The sequence below is a fragment of the Sphingopyxis sp. genome, from assembly GCF_035998905.1.
Lineage (GTDB): Bacteria > Pseudomonadota > Alphaproteobacteria > Sphingomonadales > Sphingomonadaceae > Sphingopyxis.
Genome location: NZ_DASYHG010000030.1, coordinates 257,524 through 272,623, shown reverse-complemented (window position 1 = coordinate 272,623; position 15,100 = coordinate 257,524). Strand labels below are relative to the sequence as shown.

Below are 15,100 nucleotides of genomic sequence, written 5' to 3'. Positions count from 1 at the left end.
CCAGGCAACGGGAATAAAACGATGTACGATCAGTTCTATGGTTTCACCGGACGTCCGTTCCAACTGACGCCAGACCCGCATTTCTATTTCGAGAGCGGCACGCACCGCAAGGCGATGTCGTACCTCGGCTATGGTCTCGCGCAGGGCGAAGGCTTCATCGTCATCACCGGCGACGTCGGTGCGGGCAAGACGACGCTTGTCGGCCATCTGATGAACACGATCGACCCCAACCGCCTGACTGCGGTCAAGCTGGTGTCGACACAGGTCGAAGGCGACGATCTCCTCCGCCTCGTCGCCGAACAGTTCGGCATCGAGTGGGAAGGGCAGAGCAAGGCCGAACTGCTGCGCTCGATGGAGCAATATCTTCGCGAACAGGCGCGCGCCGGAAAGCGCACGCTGCTGATCGTCGACGAGGGGCAGAATCTTGCGATCTCGGCGCTCGAAGAGCTGCGAATGCTGTCGAACTTCCAGCTCGGCGGCCATTCGCTACTGCAAATCTTCCTGCTCGGCCAGCCCGAGTTCCGCCAGACGCTCTTCCACTCGCCGACGCTCGAACAGCTGCGCCAGCGCGTGATCGCGACGCACCACCTCGACCCGATGGAGCCCGAGGAAGTCGAGCCCTATATCCTCCACCGCCTCGGCAAGGTCGGCTGGACGGGCAACCCCAGCTTCAGCCCCGACGCGTTCGAGGAAATCTTCGACTATAGCGAAGGCGTGCCGCGCAAATTGAACGTGCTGGTCAGCCGCCTGCTGCTGTACGGCGCGGTCGAACAGATGAACCGCATCACGGCGCAGAATGTGCGCTCGGTCGTCGCCGAGATCGAGGCCGATCGCGGCATCGACGCGGCGACGCTCGCGCCGCTCCCGGTCGAGGAGGTGGTTGCGGCCGCCGCAACCGCCGTCGCACCGACGCCCGCGCCTTTTTCGGCACCGGCACCCGCAAACGAAGCGCCGCTCGAATGGCCGCGGCGTGCCCCCGAACCCGTCGCCGACGGGCCGGCTCCCTTCGCGGCGCCCGCCGAAGCGGCGCGCGTCGTCACGCTGTCCTCGCCCGATGCCGAAGGAGATGTTCTCGAACTCGCGCCCGGAGCGGTCGAAGCCCCGGCGCCGGCCGCCCCGGTGGTTGACCCCGAACATCTCGCGGCGCTCGAGGCGCAGATCGCCTCGCTCGAGGAGCGTCTGGTCGAGCAGGATGCGGCGCTGCGCCGCGTGCTCGACCTGCTGATCGAATGGGTCGAACGCGACCCGGACAATGCACCCAACCCGGCGACGTCGCAGACCTGGGCGGCCTGACAGCCCGGTCCGGACCCGCTAAGCTGCCGATGAAGGTGAGGAAAAATGCAGAACGGCCTGTCGGTCGATGTCGAGGACTGGTTCCAGGTCGGCGCGTTTGAGCGCACGATCGGCCGTGCCGACTGGGACGGTCTCGAATGCCGGGTCGAGGCGAATTGCGACGCGGTGCTGCAGATTTTTGCCGATGCCGGCGCAAAGGGCACCTTCTTCACATTGGGCTGGATTGCCGAACGTTATCCCGCGCTGATCAAACGCATCGTGGCCGCGGGGCACGAACTCGCAAGCCACGGCTATGATCACAAGCGTGTGTTCAACATGACCGCCGGCGAATTCGCCGCCGACCTCGAGAAGACGCGCGCCATCCTCGAAGATGTCGGGGGCATCGCGATCACCGGCTATCGCGCGCCGAGCTTCTCGGTCGACCATCGCACGCCATGGGCGCACAGCGTGCTCGCCGAACAGGGCTATGCCTATTCGTCGAGCGTCGCGCCGGTCGTGCACGATCATTATGGCTGGCCGCAAAGCCCGCGCCATGCGTGGCGGCCGCTTTCCGACAGCGACCTCGTCGAATGGCCGGTCACGACCGCGCGTTTTGCCGGGCGGACCTTGGCAGCAGGCGGCGGCGGCTTCATGCGGATGCTGCCCTATGGCTTCACGCGCTGGGCGATCGCGCGGATGAACGGCGAAGGCCATCCGGCGATCCTCTATTTCCATCCGTGGGAAATCGACCCCGGCCAGCCGCGCGTCGTCGACGCGCCGATCAAATCGAAAATACGCCATTACAGCGGCTTGTCCGCCATGGCTGGCAAGCTGAAGAAGCTGCTCGCCGATTTCGAATGGACGCGCGCCGACGCCTTGCTCCCTGCACAGCAGCAGCGCGCGCAGCCGTGGCGCGACGCGGCGTGAATGCGCCGACGCTTTCGATGAAGGATGGTTTTTCCGGCGCGCCGCTGTCCGATGCGGGCGACTGGGACGCTTATGTTGCTGCGCACCCGGATGCGACACCCTTCCACAGCCGTGCCTGGTGCGAGGCGATCACCAAAGCCACCGGCCATCGCTGCCATCTCGTCGCGGCGCGCGATGCCCGCGGCGCGCTGACCGGCCTCCTGCCGCTGCACCATGTCCGTTCGCCCCTGTTCGGTCAGGCACTGGTCGGTAGCGGTTTTGCAGTGGGCGGAGGCATCCTCGCCGACGATCCGGCGGTCGCTGCGACACTGGCGCAGGGCGCGGCGGACATGGCGAAATCGCTCGATGTGCCGTCGGTCGAATTGCGCGGCGGGCCTGTGCCCGACGGCGAGGGCTGGACCCGCGAGGAAGGCGTGTACGCGGGCTTCGCGCGCGACCTTGCCGCCGATGACGATGCCGAACTTCTCGCCATTCCGCGCAAGCAGCGCGCCGAAGTGCGCAAGGTACTGGAGAGCGGCCTGACCGTCACGACGGGTCGCGGCGATACGGAGCGCCGCGACCATTATCGCATCTATGCGACCAGCGTCCGTAACCTCGGCACACCGGTGTTTCCCAAGGCGCTGTTTGGCGCGGTGCTCGACGCCTTTGGCGACGACGCCGATATCCTGACCGTGCGCGCAGGCGGCCGACCCGTTGCGAGCGTGCTCAGCCTCTACTGGCGCGGTACCGTGATGCCCTATTGGGGCGGCGGCACCGCCGACGCGCGGTGGCTGCGTGCGAATGAGCTCATGTATTTTGCGCTCATGCGCCATGCCCGCGCCAAGGACTGCACGCGCTTCGATTTCGGCCGCTCGAAGGTCGGCACCGGCCCCTTCGCCTACAAGAAGAATTGGGGCTTTGAACCGCAGCCGCTCGTCTACGGCCGCTGGCTTGCTTCGGGTGAGGCCCCGCGCGACACCAACCCGAACAGCGCCAGATATCGCCTCCAGGTCGATCTCTGGAAGAAGCTGCCGCTGTGGGCGGCGAACCGGCTCGGCCCGCTGATCGCCCGCGGATTGGGATAGGTTTTGGGCTGATGGCCGGGATATTGTTCCTCGTTCACCGCGCGCCGTGGCCCCCCGACCGCGGCGACCGGATCCGAAGCTGGCATATGTTCGAGGCGCTGGCGAAGCTCGCGCCGGTGCACGTCGCAGCGCTCGCCGACAATGAAGCCGATGCCGCGCTCGCGCGCGACAAGATGGCACCGCTTTGCAAGAGCCTGGCGATCGAAGTGCGCAAGGTATCGCGCCCGCTGGCGCTCGTGCAGGCGGTGCTGAACCGCGAGCCGGTATCGAACCGGCTGTTCCACAACGCGGCGCTCGCACACCATGTCGACCACCTGATCGGGCAGGGCGAGGTCACCCATATCGTCGCTTTCTCGGGCCAGATGGCGCAATATCTGCCCGCGCGGTTCGACGGGCCGGTGCTGATGGATTTCGTCGACGTCGATTCGGCGAAATTCGCGACCTATGCCGAGCAGGACAGGCGCCAGCCGCTGCACTGGGTGCACGCGCGCGAAGCCCGAATGCTCGGCGCCTATGAAGCCGAGGTGGCGCGCCGCGCCGACGCCAGCCTGTTCGTCAGCGACGCCGAGGCGGCGCTGTTTCGCAGCCGCAGCGGGCCGGGTTCCGGCAAGATATGCGCGGTCGAAAACGGCATCGACACCGACCGCTTCGATCCCGCCCTCGCGCTCGATCCGGTGCGAGCGGGCGAGGGGCCGCTCGCGGTGTTCACCGGCCAGATGGATTATCGCCCCAATATCGATGCAGTGCGATGGTTCGCGGCCGATATCCTGCCGCTGATCCGCAGGCACCACCCGCAGGCGCGCTTCGCGATCGTCGGCCGTGCACCGACCGACGAGGTGCGCGCGCTCGAAGCGCTGAAGGGCGTCACGGTTACGGGCGAGGTGCCGGATGTGCGCCCATGGCTCGCCGCCGCCGACGCGGTGGTCGCGCCGCTGCTGCTCGCGCGCGGGGTGCAGAACAAGCTGCTCGAAGCGATGGCGATGGCGCGGCCCGTCGTCGCGAGCATCGCCGCCGCAACGGGGATCGATGCCGTGCCGGGGGAGCATTTGCGCGTTGCCGACGGTGCGGAAGCGATGGCTGACGCGGTGTGTGCGCTTTTCGACGACCCCGCCGGCGCGGCCGCGATCGGGCAGGCGGCGCGCGCGCGGATGATCGCGCGTTATGGCTGGGATGCCCGCCTCGCACCGCTCGGCGACTTGCTGGGATTGCCCGCATGACCGGCTGGACGCACTGGCAGCGTCATCTCGCCGCGCTCGCGCTGCTGTCGGCACTCATCCTTGCGACCTTCTGGCGCGACGCCGCCGATATGGCGGGCATCTGGTGGCACAGCTCGACCTTCACCCACTGCCTGCTGATGGTGCCGATGATCGGCTGGCTGGTGTCGCAGCGGGTCGCGTTGTTGCGTCCGCTGACGCCCGCCTTCTGGTGGCCAGCGCTGGTCTGGATGGCGGGGGCGGGGCTGGTGTGGCTCGTCGGCGAAGCGGCGGGGGTCGGCTTGTTCCGGCAACTCGGGCTCGTGCTGATGCTGCAAGGCGCGGTAGGTGCGACACTCGGCGAAAAGCTGGTGCGCGCGCTTTTGTTCCCGCTCGGCTATGCGCTGCTGCTGGTGCCGTTCGGCGAGGAACTGGTGCCGCTGCTCCAGACCTTCACCGCGCATATCAGCGTCCTCCTGCTCCATCTGTCGGGCCTGTCGGCGGAAATGCAGGGCGTGTTCATCACGACGCGCGCGGGCTTTTTCGAGGTCGCCGAGGAATGTTCGGGGGTCAATTTCCTGATCGCGATGCTCGCCTATGCGGTCTTCGCGGCGCACCTCTGCTTCAAGAGCTGGACGCGGCGGATCGTTTTTGTCCTCGCCGCACTCGCGACGACGATCCTTGCCAATGCGCTGCGCGCCTATGGCACGATGGTCGCCGCCGAAATCTGGGGGATCGAGGCGGCGGGCGGGATCGACCATATCTTCTACGGCTGGATCTTCTTCGGGCTGGTGATCCTGATCGTCATGCTCGTCGCGCTGCGCTGGTTCGACCGGCCGGCGAACGACGTTGCGGTCGACGTGCGCGGGCTGGACGGCGTGCCGCGCTTCGCAGGGCCGGCAAAGGCGGTGCTGCCTGCTGCGCTTATGCTTCCGCTGATCTTCGCGGGATGGGGGATGCTGATCGGCGGGCGCAGCGCGCCGCTTCCCGAAACCATGGTGGTCGAAGCACCGCCGGGCTGGCGCGATGCGCGCGCGGGCGGCACCGCGTGGGCGCCGCGTTTCGACGGCGCCGACCAGCGATTGCTGCGCCAGTTCGCCAACGACAAGGGGCAGGTGGTGACCGTCGCGATCGGCGGCTACGAACGCCAGGCCGAGGGGCGCGAGGTCGTCGCCTTCGGGCAGGGCGCCGTCGACCCCGACAGCAAATGGGCGTGGAGCGCGGCGCTGCCGGCGATCGAAGGGGCACGGACCGAGCGGTTGCTCCACCCCGGCCCGGTGCTGCGCGATGCCGCCACCTGGTACGTTGTCGGCGGCACCGTGACGGGCAATCCGCGCCGCGCAAAACTCGCCGGGCTTCAGGCGCGCTTGCTGGGCGGCGATCCGCGCGCACTGTCCTTGATCGTATCGAGCGAGGCGCGCCAAGGCGGGATTAATGCGATCACCGATTTCGTTTCCGCGTCGGGCGGAGTCAACGCGATGGCTGACCGCGCGCTGAAAACGCGTTAAGAGCGCTTCCTATATGTGCGGGATCGCTGGCATCTATCACCTGGAAACGGCGAAACCGGTCGACCCGGCACGCCTGCGCGCGATGCTCCAGCCGATGCAGCACCGCGGCCCCGACGGATCGGGCGAATGGACCGCGCCCGGCGTCGGCCTTGGCCATCTGCGCCTGTCGATCATCGATATCGAGGGCAGCCCGCAACCGATGGCGAGCGACGACGAGATCGTCACGCTCACCTATAACGGCGAAATCTATAATTTCCGCGAGCTGCGTGCCGAGTTGGAAGACCGCGGGCACCGGTTCCGCACCAGCGGCGATACAGAGGTCATTATCGCCGCCTGGCGCCAATGGGGGCCCGACTGCCTGTCGCGGCTCAACGGCATGTTCGCCTTCGCGATCCATGATCACCAGCGCAGATGCCTGTTTCTCGCGCGCGACCGGCTGGGGGTGAAGCCGCTCCACTATGTCCGCCTGTCCGATGGATCGGTGGCCTTCGCGTCGGAGCTGAAGGGGCTGCTGCGCAATCCGTTGCTGCGGCAGGAAGCGAATCTGACCGCGATCGAGGATTTCCTCGCATTCGGCTATGTCCCCGACGACAATTGCATCGTCGCGGGCGTGCAGAAGCTGCCCGCCGGCCATTATCTGATGCTCGAACGCGGCAAGCCCGTCGCCGCGCCGACGCGCTGGTGGGCGCCCGATTTCTCGAAGCGGATTCGCGCGAGCGAAGGCGAGACGGCCGAACATCTTGTCCACCTGATGCGCGCTGCGGTGACCGACCGTATGGTCGCCGACGTCCCGCTCGGCGCCTTCCTGTCGGGCGGGGTCGATTCGAGTGCGGTCGTCGCATTGATGGCGGAGGCGAGCGCCAAGGCGGTCAAGACCTGCACGATCGGATTCGATCAGGCGGCGCTCGACGAAACCGCTTACGCCCAGCAGATCGCCGAGCGTTTCGCGACCGATCACCGCACGCGCACCGTGTCGTCGGGCGACTTTGCGCTCGTCGACCGGATTGCCGACATGTTCGACGAACCCTTTGCCGATGCGAGCGCGCTGCCGACGTACCGGGTGTGCGAACTCGCGCGCGAAGAGGTGACGGTTGCGCTGTCGGGCGACGGCGCCGACGAGGCTTTCGCAGGATATCGCCGCCTTGTCTTCCAGCATCAGGAAGAAAAGCTGCGCGGGCTGATCCCGGGCTTCCTGCGTCGCGGCGTGCTTGGGCCGCTTTCGCATGTCTGGCCGCAGATGGACTGGGCGCCGCGCCCGCTGCGCGCACGCGCGACGCTCGCCAGCCTGTCGAAAAGCGGTGCGGAGGGTTATGCCGAGGCGGTGGGCGTGACGGGCCTCCCGCAACGATCGCGCCTGTTCAACGACGCCGCGCACCATGCGCTTGGCGATCATGTCGCCGAAACGCGATACTGGAAGGCGATGGCGGAGGCGCCGGCGCGCGAACCGCTCGACCGCGCGCAATACGCCGACCTGATGATCTGGCTGCCCGGCGACATCCTGACCAAGACCGACCGGATGAGCATGGCGGTCAGCCTTGAGGCGCGCGAACCCCTGCTCGACTATCGCCTGATCGAATTCGCCGCGTCGCTGCCCGCGTCGATGCGGGTGAAGGGCAGTACCGGCAAGGCGATCATGAAGCAGGCGATGGAACGTTATCTGCCGCATGACATCCTCTACCGCCCGAAGATGGGATTCGTGACGCCCGTATCGCACTGGTTCCGCGGGCCGTTGATCGAACAGGCGAAGGCATTGGCGAGTTCTTCGACGCTTGCGCGTTCGGGTTGGTTCGACATGGCCGAAATCGAGCGGATCGTCGCGGCGCACCAGTCGGGGCGGCGCGACCATGGCCGCCTGATCTGGCAATTCTTCATGCTCGAAAAGTCGCTGGCGAAACTGTTCGGGATCTAAATTCTATCCTCTGTGACAGGGCAGGGGCCGATGCGAATCGCCACGCCATCTTAACGCTTGGCTGCTAGGCTCGCTTCCGATGACGGTGCATCCCGCCTTTCCCATCGACAGTGCCGAAGCCGCGCCGCTCGCCGTGCGCGTCGTCGATCCGCTGTCGCTTTCGGACGATCTCGCGGCGGCATGGGACCGGCTGGCGGGCGAGGCGAGCGAACCCAATCCCTTTGTCGAGCGCTGGTGCCTGCAATCGGCGCTGCACCTGCTCGATCCCGAACGGAGCGCGCGGCTGGTGCTGGTGCAGGGCGGCAGCGAGGGCCCGCTGATCGGCGTGATGCCCGTCGCGCCCGCGACGCATTATGGCCGCCTGCCGCTGCGCCACGTGACGGGCTGGGCGCACCCCAATCACTTCCACGGCGCGCCGCTGGTTCGCGCGGGTTTCGAAAGCCTGTTCTGGTCGATCCTGCTCGGCTGGTGCGATGCCGCGCCATGGGCACATACGCTGGTGCAGGCGCCGCGATTGACCGAAGACGGGCCGCTCCACCGCGCGCTGGAGGGCGTCGCGCGGGCGCGTGGCGGCGAGGCGGTGACGGTGCACCGCGAGGAACGCGCGCTGCTGGAGAGTGCGTCATCGCCGGAAGAATATTGGGACGCCGCGGTGCGTGCGAAGAAGCGCAAGGAACTGCGCCGCCAGGCCAATCGCCTGGTTGAGCAAGGCGCGGTGCGCTTTCGCCGCTGGCAGCCGGGCGAGACGATCGACGGCTGGATCGATGGCTTCCTCGATCTGGAGGCGCGCGGCTGGAAAGGCCGCGCCGGATCGGCGCTCGCGAGCCATAGCGATACGGCGGCATGGTTCCGGGCGATCCTGACGGGCGCCGCCGAGGCGGGCAAGCTCGACATGCGCGCGCTCGATCTCGATGATCGCCCGCTCGCGATGCTGGTCAACTTCCTGTGCCCGCCGGGCGGCTTTTCCTTCAAGACCGCGTTCGACGAGGATTTTGCGCGCTTCTCGCCCGGCGTGCTGCTGCAACAGGCGAACCTCGACCTGCTCGACGATCCGCGCATCGACTGGGTCGACAGCTGTGCCGCGCCCGGCCACCCGATGATCGACAGCGTGTGGCGCGAGCGGCGCGCGCTCGTCTGGGTCAATGCTGCCTTGTCGGCGCCGTCCGACCGGCTGCGGTTCGCGATGCTGACGCGCGCCGAGCGCGCCTGGCGACGCTGGAAGGGTGCTGCAGCACCCGAAAATCAAGTAGAAGGCCTGTCATGACCGCGCACCAGCCGATCGCCCGACCCGTATTTCCCGCCGAGACGCTCGAACGGATGGCGGCGCTCTATCCGTTACAGGCGGGGCTACTCCATCATCACCTGCCCGATCACCCGCTGTTGTCGCTCGAGGCTCTGGCGCAGCTCGGCGAAAGGCTGCCCGCGGGCGAGGTCGAATATAATCCGGGCAATGTCCCCATCGGCATCCGTCCGGAGGATATCCCCTCGAACGGCCTCTCGATCGGCGAGACGATCCGCACGATCGACACCAACGGCAGTTGGGCGGTGCTCAAGAATATCGAAAATGTCGAAGCCTATCGCAAGCTGCTGATGGACTTGCTCGGCGAACTGGAACCCGTCGTCGCGCCGCGCACCGGCGCAATGCTCACGCCGCAGGGCTTCATCTTCATCTCTTCGCCACGATCGATCACGCCCTTTCATTTCGATCCCGAGCACAACATCCTGCTGCAATTGCGCGGGACGAAAGTGATGAATGTATGGCCCGCGGGCGACGAACGCTTCGCCGACCGCCGCGAGCATGAGCGCTATCATGCGGGCGGCCACCGTAACCTGCCCTGGCAGGACGCCTATCACGACGCCGCGCAGCAGGTGCCGCTCGGCCCCGGCGATGCGGTGCTGATGCCGGTGATGGCGCCGCATTTTGTCGCCAATGGCGACGCGCCGTCGATTTCGCTGTCGATCACCTGGCGCAGCGAATGGAGCTATCGCGAGTCCGAGGCGCATGCCGCCAATGCGGCGCTGCGTCGCATCGGCCTCGACCCCGCAATGCCGCCACGCTGGCCAAGCTATGCGTGGTTCCGGTCGATGGGCTGGCGCGTCGCGCGCAAGCTCAAGCTCGTATCGTAAACCGGCCTCGACAAAGACGGCGCTGGTCCGTTCCAAAACAGATGACAGATTGCTTTCAATTGGCGCCAATTGCGGTTATGGGCGCGCATCCTTGTATTTCGAGCCCATAGAGGACTGATGGCGAAAGAAGAACTTCTGGAAATGCGCGGCCAAGTGGTCGAACTGCTGCCCAACGCGATGTTTCGCGTCAAACTGGAAAACGACCACGAGATTCTCGGCCACACGGCCGGCAAGATGCGCAAGAACCGCATCCGTGTGCTCGTCGGCGACGAAGTGCTCGTCGAACTGACCCCTTATGACCTGACCAAGGGTCGGATCACCTATCGCTTCAAGTGAGCGGCGCGGCGACATTCCCCGCGCTGGTATTGGCATCGACCTCGCCGCGCCGGCGTGAATTGCTGGCGCGGATCGGGCTTGTGCCGACCCGCATCGCGGCCCCTGAAATCGACGAAACGCCGCTGAAGGGCGAGCTTCCGCGCGATTATGTTGCTCGGCTCGCCCAGGGCAAGGCGCTCGCCGTCGAACGTGCGCCGGACGAGGTTGTGCTCGCAGGCGACACGACGGTGGCCGTTGGACGCCGCATTCTCGAAAAACCCGCAGACGAAGCCGACCTGCGCCGGATGCTTGGCCTGCTTTCGGGGCGGCGGCACCATGTCTATTCGGGAATTTGCGTTGTCGGTACCGATGGAAAGGCGCGTGTGCGCGTCGTCGATACGATCGTCGCGTTCAAGGCGCTGAGCGCCGCCGAGATCGACTGGTATGTCGAAAGCGGTGAGGGGATGGGCAAGGCGGGCGGCTATGCCATACAGGGGCGCGCCGAAACCTTTGTCCGTTTCCTGTCGGGAAGCCATTCGAACGTCGTCGGGCTGCCGCTGTTCGAAACGCGGGGGCTGCTCTCGAGCGCCGGAATCGCGCTTGGCTGAGTGGCTTTACGAGGCCGGAATCGGCGAGGCGCGGGCGGCGCTGGTCGAGGACGGCGAGATTGTCGAAGCGCGGATCGAGCGCGAGGGTGAAGGGCCGCGCCCCGGCGCCATCCTCCATGCCCGGCTCGTCGAGGCCGGGCGCGGCGGCAAGGGCGCGCTGGTAACACTCGACTGGCCCGGCGCGCCGCAAGCGACCGTCGCCGAAATCCCGAAAGCGACGTCCATTGGCGCATCGCTGCTGGTCGAAATCACCCGCATGGCGCTGCGCGAGCGCGCGCGCGACAAGCCTGCGCGCGCGCGCCTCGCCGAGCCCGGTGCAGCCACCACCGCCGGCCCCGACCTGCGCGCGCGCATCGCCGCCACCGGCGTGGCCGTCGTCGATATACGCCCGACCGACCCGGACCGGTTGGAGCAGGCGGGGTGGAGCGAGTTGATCGATTGCGTTCGCACCGGGCATTGGCCCTTTGCGGGCGGCGCGCTGTGGGTCGATGCGACGCCCGCGATGGTGCTGATCGACATCGATGGCGAAGGTGACGCGCTCGCGCTGGCAAAGGCAGGAGCAAAGGCGGCTGCGGGCGTGATCCGCCGCTGCGATATCGGCGGATCGATCGCGATCGATTTTCCCTCGCTGCCCGACCGCACGGGGCGGCAGGCGGTCGATGCCGCGGTCGACGCCGCGCTGGCCGCGCCGTTCGAGCGCACCGCGGTCAACGGATTCGGGCTGATGCAGATCATCCGCCGCCGCGAGCGGCCCTCGCTGATCGAGCAGGTCCGTCTCGATCCCGTTGCAACCGACGCCGCGCTGTTGCTGCGCCAGGCGGAACGCGCGGTCGGGACGGGCGAATTGACGTTGACCGCGCGGGGCGGCGTGATCGACCATATCGCAGCGCACCCCGACTGGGTGGACGCGCTCCAGAACGGCACCGGCCGCGCGGTCCGCCTCGTCACCGATCCCGCCATCAAAGGAGCAGGCCATGCCCAGTAAATCGCCGCGCTGCCCGCTTTGCGGCAACCCGCGCGTCCCCGAATTCAAGCCTTTTTGCAGCCGCGGCTGCCGCGATCGCGACCTTTTGACCTGGTTCGGCGAAGGCTATCGCGTGCCCGTCGACCAGGCGCCCGACGGCACCGCGGACGATGATCGTTTCGACGACGGATGATGTCCGGAAAAAGGGCGAAGAAAGGTGCTGGACAGGACGCAAAGCCCTGCCTATAGCCGCCGCTCGCCAGCGCGGCCGACCGGCCGCCACGGTTTGCCTGGGTAGCTCAGTTGGTAGAGCATGCGACTGAAAATCGCAGTGTCGGCGGTTCGATCCCGTCCCCAGGCACCACCTCCCATACAGTTTGACCCAGCTTTTTTTATGACAGGCCTGTTACGCCTGCCGTAACGTAAACTGTTGCTTTTGTGCCACTAATCGACACAAAAGCTGGACGTCCGCGCGCGCGCGCGTTGACGCGGCGGGGCGGTGCGTTAGACCGGTCGTTCACTGCCGGGCATCTCCCGATAAGCCTTTGGCTGCGTCTCGGCGGTTTTGGAGAGAGAGACATCATCATGACTTTGCGCAACATCCTGTTGGGCGCCACCATGCTGTGCGCCGCCACCACCCCTGCCTTTGCCCAGGATACCGCCGCACCGGCCGACAGCGCCGCGACCGGCGACGTGACCGATTACGGCAACGACATCATCGTCACCGCCAGCAAGCGTTCGCAGACGCTGCAGGACACCCCCGTCGCGGTGTCGGTGACCTCGGCCGCCGCGCTCGAAGAATCACAGATTCGCGACCTCATCGACCTGCAATCGTCGGTCCCCAGCCTCCGCGTCTCGCAGCTCCAGTCGAGCGCCAACACCAACTTCATCATCCGCGGCTTCGGCAACGGCGCGAATAACGCCGGTATCGAACCGTCGGTCGGCGTGTTCATCGACGGCGTCTATCGCTCGCGCTCGGCCGCCCAGATCGGCGATCTTCCGAACGTCGAACGCATCGAAGTGCTGCGCGGCCCGCAGTCGACCTTGTTCGGCAAGAATGCGTCGGCGGGCGTCATCAGCATCGTCACGCAAAAGCCGCAGTTCGAATTCGGCGGCTCGGCCGAAGTCACCTATGGCAATTACGACGCCATCACCGTCAAGGGCGATGTCACCGGCCCGATCAGCGATACCGTCGCCTTCTCGATCGGCGGCAGCTACAACCGCCGCGACGGTTATGCGCAGGACCTGAAGCTGGGCACCGACGTCAACGACCGCAACCGTTGGGGCGTCCGCGGCCAGCTTCTGTTCGAACCGACCGACGCGCTCTCGATCCGCCTGATCGGCGACTATGACAAGATCGACGAAAATTGCTGCATCGCGGGCAATGTCATCGCCGGCCCGACCGTCGCGATCACCAACGCGCTCGCCGGCGGTCCCAGCGTCGATGCGAACGATCCTTTCTCGTACGACGTCTACAACAACTTCCTGTCGTCGAATAAGATCAAGAATTACGGCGGTTCGGCGCAGATCGACTATGATCTGGGCAACCTCGCGCTGACCTCGATCACCGCTTATCGCCAGGTGCGTGCCGACACGAACCAGGATTCGGACTTCACGGCGGCCGACCTGATCGGCGAGAAGAGCGATTATGTCGACATCGACACCTTCACGCAGGAAGTACGCCTGACCTCTGACTTCGACGGCCCGCTCAACTTCCTGATCGGCGGCTATTATTTCAACGAAAAGGTCGACCAGCAGAGCGCGATCAAGTTCGGCCAGCACTTCCGCCCCTATGGCGATGCGCTGATCCGCGCGGCGAGCGGCAATGCGCTCAACGTCGGCCTGCTCGAAGGCACGCTCGGCGCGCTTGAAGGCGCTCCGACGAAATATCTCGGCACCTTCTTCCGCGCGGGCAATGGCCTCGACGAAGATTATCAGATGAAGAACGAGGCTTTCTCGATCTTCGGCACGGTCGACTTCGAAGTCACCGATCGCCTGACGCTGACCCTCGGCGGCAACTATACGAAGGACCGCAAGCGCTTCTCGACCAACGTCGTCAGCAGCGACGTCTTCTCGGGCGTCAACCTCGACGCGGCCGCCTACACGCCGTTCCGTCAGGCGCTGCTCGTCGGGCAGGGCGTACCGCCCGCGCAGGCCGCAATTCTCGCCGCCAATCCGACGATGACGCTCCCCGACGGACGCAGCGCCAACCCGCTGGCCGGTCTGAAGGCGTTCCAGTTCCTGCCGCCCTTCCTCAACATTCCGAATGCGGTCGAAAGCGGCAAGACGAACGATGGCGACTTCTCGTACAGCGTGCGCGCTGCCTATGAGCTCACCGACACGGTCAATATCTATGCGACCTATGCGACGGGCTTCAAGGCAAGCTCGGTCAACCTGTCGCGCGACAGCCGCCCGCTTGCTTCGGACCTCGCGGCGATCACTGCTGCGGGCTTGCGTACCCCGAACCTCGTCGCGGGTTCGCGTTTCGCCAACCCCGAGGAATCGACCGTTTACGAGTTCGGCCTGAAGGGCCAGTGGGACGTCGCGGCGGTGAACATCGCGGTGTTCAAGCAGTCGATCAAGGGCTTCCAGTCGAACGTCTTCACCGGCACCGGCTTCGCGCTGGCGAACGCCGGCAAGCAGTCGACTTTCGGGATCGAGTTCGACGGCTCGGTGCGTCCGGTCGACGGGCTCAACCTGACGCTCGCCGCGACCTACCTCGACGCCAAGTATGACAGCTTCGTCAATTCGGCGTTCGGTGACATCTCGGGCAGCACGCCTGCAGGTATCCCCGACCTGTCGCTGTCGCTCGGCGGCACCTATACGCACGAGTTCGCGGGCGGGACGAAGGCGATCGCACACGTCGACTACAGCTATGAAAGCCCGGTCCAGATCGTCGAAGGCCTGTCGGGCTTCCCGGCGAGCGTCGCGCAGAATCTGAAGCGCGAAGTGAACTCGCTCAACGCGTCGTTCACGGTGCGCCTGACCAACGGCATCGACGTCGGCGTGTGGGGCCGTAACCTCACCAATGCACAGTATCTGACGACGATCTTCCCGGCCGTCGCTCAGGCGGGCAGCGTCTCGGGCTATCCGAGCCAGCCGCGCACCTATGGCGGCACCATCCGCTACAAATTCTGATCGAGGCGGCCGGAGCAGCTGCTCCGGCCACTTCCGAACAGCGGACAAAAGAAACCCCGGCCTCTCGATCGAGAG

13 protein-coding genes and 1 tRNA gene are annotated in these 15,100 nt (G+C 66.3%); all 14 read left to right on the top strand.

From position 1 onward, the window contains the following. Window positions 1-21 precede the first annotated feature (21 nt). The 14 genes from VGN62_RS20790 to VGN62_RS20725 all read left to right on the top strand — a co-directional run bounded on the left by VGN62_RS20790 (window position 22) and on the right by VGN62_RS20725 (window position 15,025). On the top strand, window positions 22-1,293 hold the full coding sequence (locus VGN62_RS20790) for an XrtA/PEP-CTERM system-associated ATPase (RefSeq protein ID WP_327457542.1): 1,272 nt from the start codon (window positions 22-24) through the stop codon (window positions 1,291-1,293). A gap of 45 nt (window positions 1,294-1,338) precedes the next feature. After that, a complete protein-coding gene (locus tag VGN62_RS20785) occupies window positions 1,339-2,199 on the top strand; it encodes an XrtA system polysaccharide deacetylase (protein ID WP_327457540.1) in 861 nt (286 codons plus the stop codon). A 17-nt stretch (window positions 2,200-2,216) separates the two neighbouring features. Next, window positions 2,217-3,263 carry a FemAB family XrtA/PEP-CTERM system-associated protein gene (locus VGN62_RS20780; RefSeq protein WP_327457768.1) on the top strand — a complete coding sequence of 349 codons (1,047 nt, stop codon included), beginning with the start codon at window positions 2,217-2,219 and terminating at the stop codon, window positions 3,261-3,263. 11 nt (window positions 3,264-3,274) lie between these two features. Further along, window positions 3,275-4,480 carry a TIGR03087 family PEP-CTERM/XrtA system glycosyltransferase gene (locus VGN62_RS20775; protein ID WP_327457538.1) on the top strand — a complete coding sequence of 402 codons (1,206 nt, stop codon included), beginning with the start codon at window positions 3,275-3,277 and terminating at the stop codon, window positions 4,478-4,480. Continuing rightward, complete coding sequence (gene xrtA, locus VGN62_RS20770) at window positions 4,477-5,964, top strand: exosortase A (protein ID WP_327457536.1); 1,488 nt, start codon at window positions 4,477-4,479, stop codon at window positions 5,962-5,964. The genes VGN62_RS20775 and xrtA overlap by 4 nt, the downstream gene beginning before the upstream one ends. A 13-nt stretch (window positions 5,965-5,977) precedes the next feature. Further along, window positions 5,978-7,873, top strand: coding sequence for an XrtA/PEP-CTERM system amidotransferase (locus tag VGN62_RS20765; protein ID WP_327457534.1), 1,896 nt, complete (start codon window positions 5,978-5,980; stop codon window positions 7,871-7,873). Between the two features lie 79 nt (window positions 7,874-7,952). Then, window positions 7,953-9,137 carry a GNAT family N-acetyltransferase gene (locus VGN62_RS20760; RefSeq protein WP_327457532.1) on the top strand — a complete coding sequence of 395 codons (1,185 nt, stop codon included), beginning with the start codon at window positions 7,953-7,955 and terminating at the stop codon, window positions 9,135-9,137. Beyond that, the gene (locus VGN62_RS20755) at window positions 9,134-10,000 is read left to right on the top strand and encodes a cupin-like domain-containing protein (RefSeq protein WP_327457530.1); all 867 of its coding nucleotides are present in this window, start codon (window positions 9,134-9,136) and stop codon (window positions 9,998-10,000) included. Before VGN62_RS20760 ends, VGN62_RS20755 begins: the two co-directional genes overlap by 4 nt. Before the next feature lie 117 nt (window positions 10,001-10,117). Continuing rightward, on the top strand, window positions 10,118-10,336 hold the full coding sequence (gene infA, locus VGN62_RS20750; RefSeq protein WP_010162480.1) for a translation initiation factor IF-1: 219 nt from the start codon (window positions 10,118-10,120) through the stop codon (window positions 10,334-10,336). Beyond that, the gene (locus tag VGN62_RS20745; RefSeq protein ID WP_327457527.1) at window positions 10,333-10,923 is read left to right on the top strand and encodes a Maf family protein; all 591 of its coding nucleotides are present in this window, start codon (window positions 10,333-10,335) and stop codon (window positions 10,921-10,923) included. The genes infA and VGN62_RS20745 overlap by 4 nt, the downstream gene beginning before the upstream one ends. Then, a complete protein-coding gene (locus VGN62_RS20740) occupies window positions 10,916-11,908 on the top strand; it encodes a ribonuclease E/G (RefSeq protein WP_327457525.1) in 993 nt (330 codons plus the stop codon). The genes VGN62_RS20745 and VGN62_RS20740 overlap by 8 nt, the downstream gene beginning before the upstream one ends. Next, window positions 11,898-12,080 carry a DNA gyrase inhibitor YacG gene (locus VGN62_RS20735; RefSeq protein ID WP_327457523.1) on the top strand — a complete coding sequence of 61 codons (183 nt, stop codon included), beginning with the start codon at window positions 11,898-11,900 and terminating at the stop codon, window positions 12,078-12,080. The genes VGN62_RS20740 and VGN62_RS20735 overlap by 11 nt, the downstream gene beginning before the upstream one ends. Window positions 12,081-12,175: 95 nt before the next feature. Beyond that, a tRNA-Phe gene (locus tag VGN62_RS20730) sits at window positions 12,176-12,251 on the top strand. A gap of 221 nt (window positions 12,252-12,472) precedes the next feature. Beyond that, window positions 12,473-15,025 carry a TonB-dependent receptor gene (locus VGN62_RS20725; RefSeq protein ID WP_327457521.1) on the top strand — a complete coding sequence of 851 codons (2,553 nt, stop codon included), beginning with the start codon at window positions 12,473-12,475 and terminating at the stop codon, window positions 15,023-15,025. Window positions 15,026-15,100 lie beyond the last annotated feature (75 nt).

Excerpts from the sequence above, each read along its gene's own strand:
- VGN62_RS20785 (WP_327457540.1), top strand. The coding sequence starts at position 1,339 with ATGCAGAACGGCCTGTCGGTCGATGTCGAGGACTGGTTCCAGGTCGGC.
- VGN62_RS20760 (WP_327457532.1), top strand. The coding sequence starts at position 7,953 with ATGACGGTGCATCCCGCCTTTCCCATCGACAGTGCCGAAGCCGCGCCG.
- VGN62_RS20765 (WP_327457534.1), top strand. The coding sequence starts at position 5,978 with ATGTGCGGGATCGCTGGCATCTATCACCTGGAAACGGCGAAACCGGTC.
- VGN62_RS20735 (WP_327457523.1), top strand. The coding sequence starts at position 11,898 with ATGCCCAGTAAATCGCCGCGCTGCCCGCTTTGCGGCAACCCGCGCGTC.
- xrtA (WP_327457536.1), top strand. The coding sequence starts at position 4,477 with ATGACCGGCTGGACGCACTGGCAGCGTCATCTCGCCGCGCTCGCGCTG.
- infA (WP_010162480.1), top strand. The coding sequence starts at position 10,118 with ATGGCGAAAGAAGAACTTCTGGAAATGCGCGGCCAAGTGGTCGAACTG.
- VGN62_RS20755 (WP_327457530.1), top strand. The coding sequence starts at position 9,134 with ATGACCGCGCACCAGCCGATCGCCCGACCCGTATTTCCCGCCGAGACG.
- VGN62_RS20725 (WP_327457521.1), top strand. The coding sequence starts at position 12,473 with ATGACTTTGCGCAACATCCTGTTGGGCGCCACCATGCTGTGCGCCGCC.
- VGN62_RS20775 (WP_327457538.1), top strand. The coding sequence starts at position 3,275 with ATGGCCGGGATATTGTTCCTCGTTCACCGCGCGCCGTGGCCCCCCGAC.
- VGN62_RS20780 (WP_327457768.1), top strand. The coding sequence starts at position 2,217 with ATGAAGGATGGTTTTTCCGGCGCGCCGCTGTCCGATGCGGGCGACTGG.
- VGN62_RS20790 (WP_327457542.1), top strand. The coding sequence starts at position 22 with ATGTACGATCAGTTCTATGGTTTCACCGGACGTCCGTTCCAACTGACG.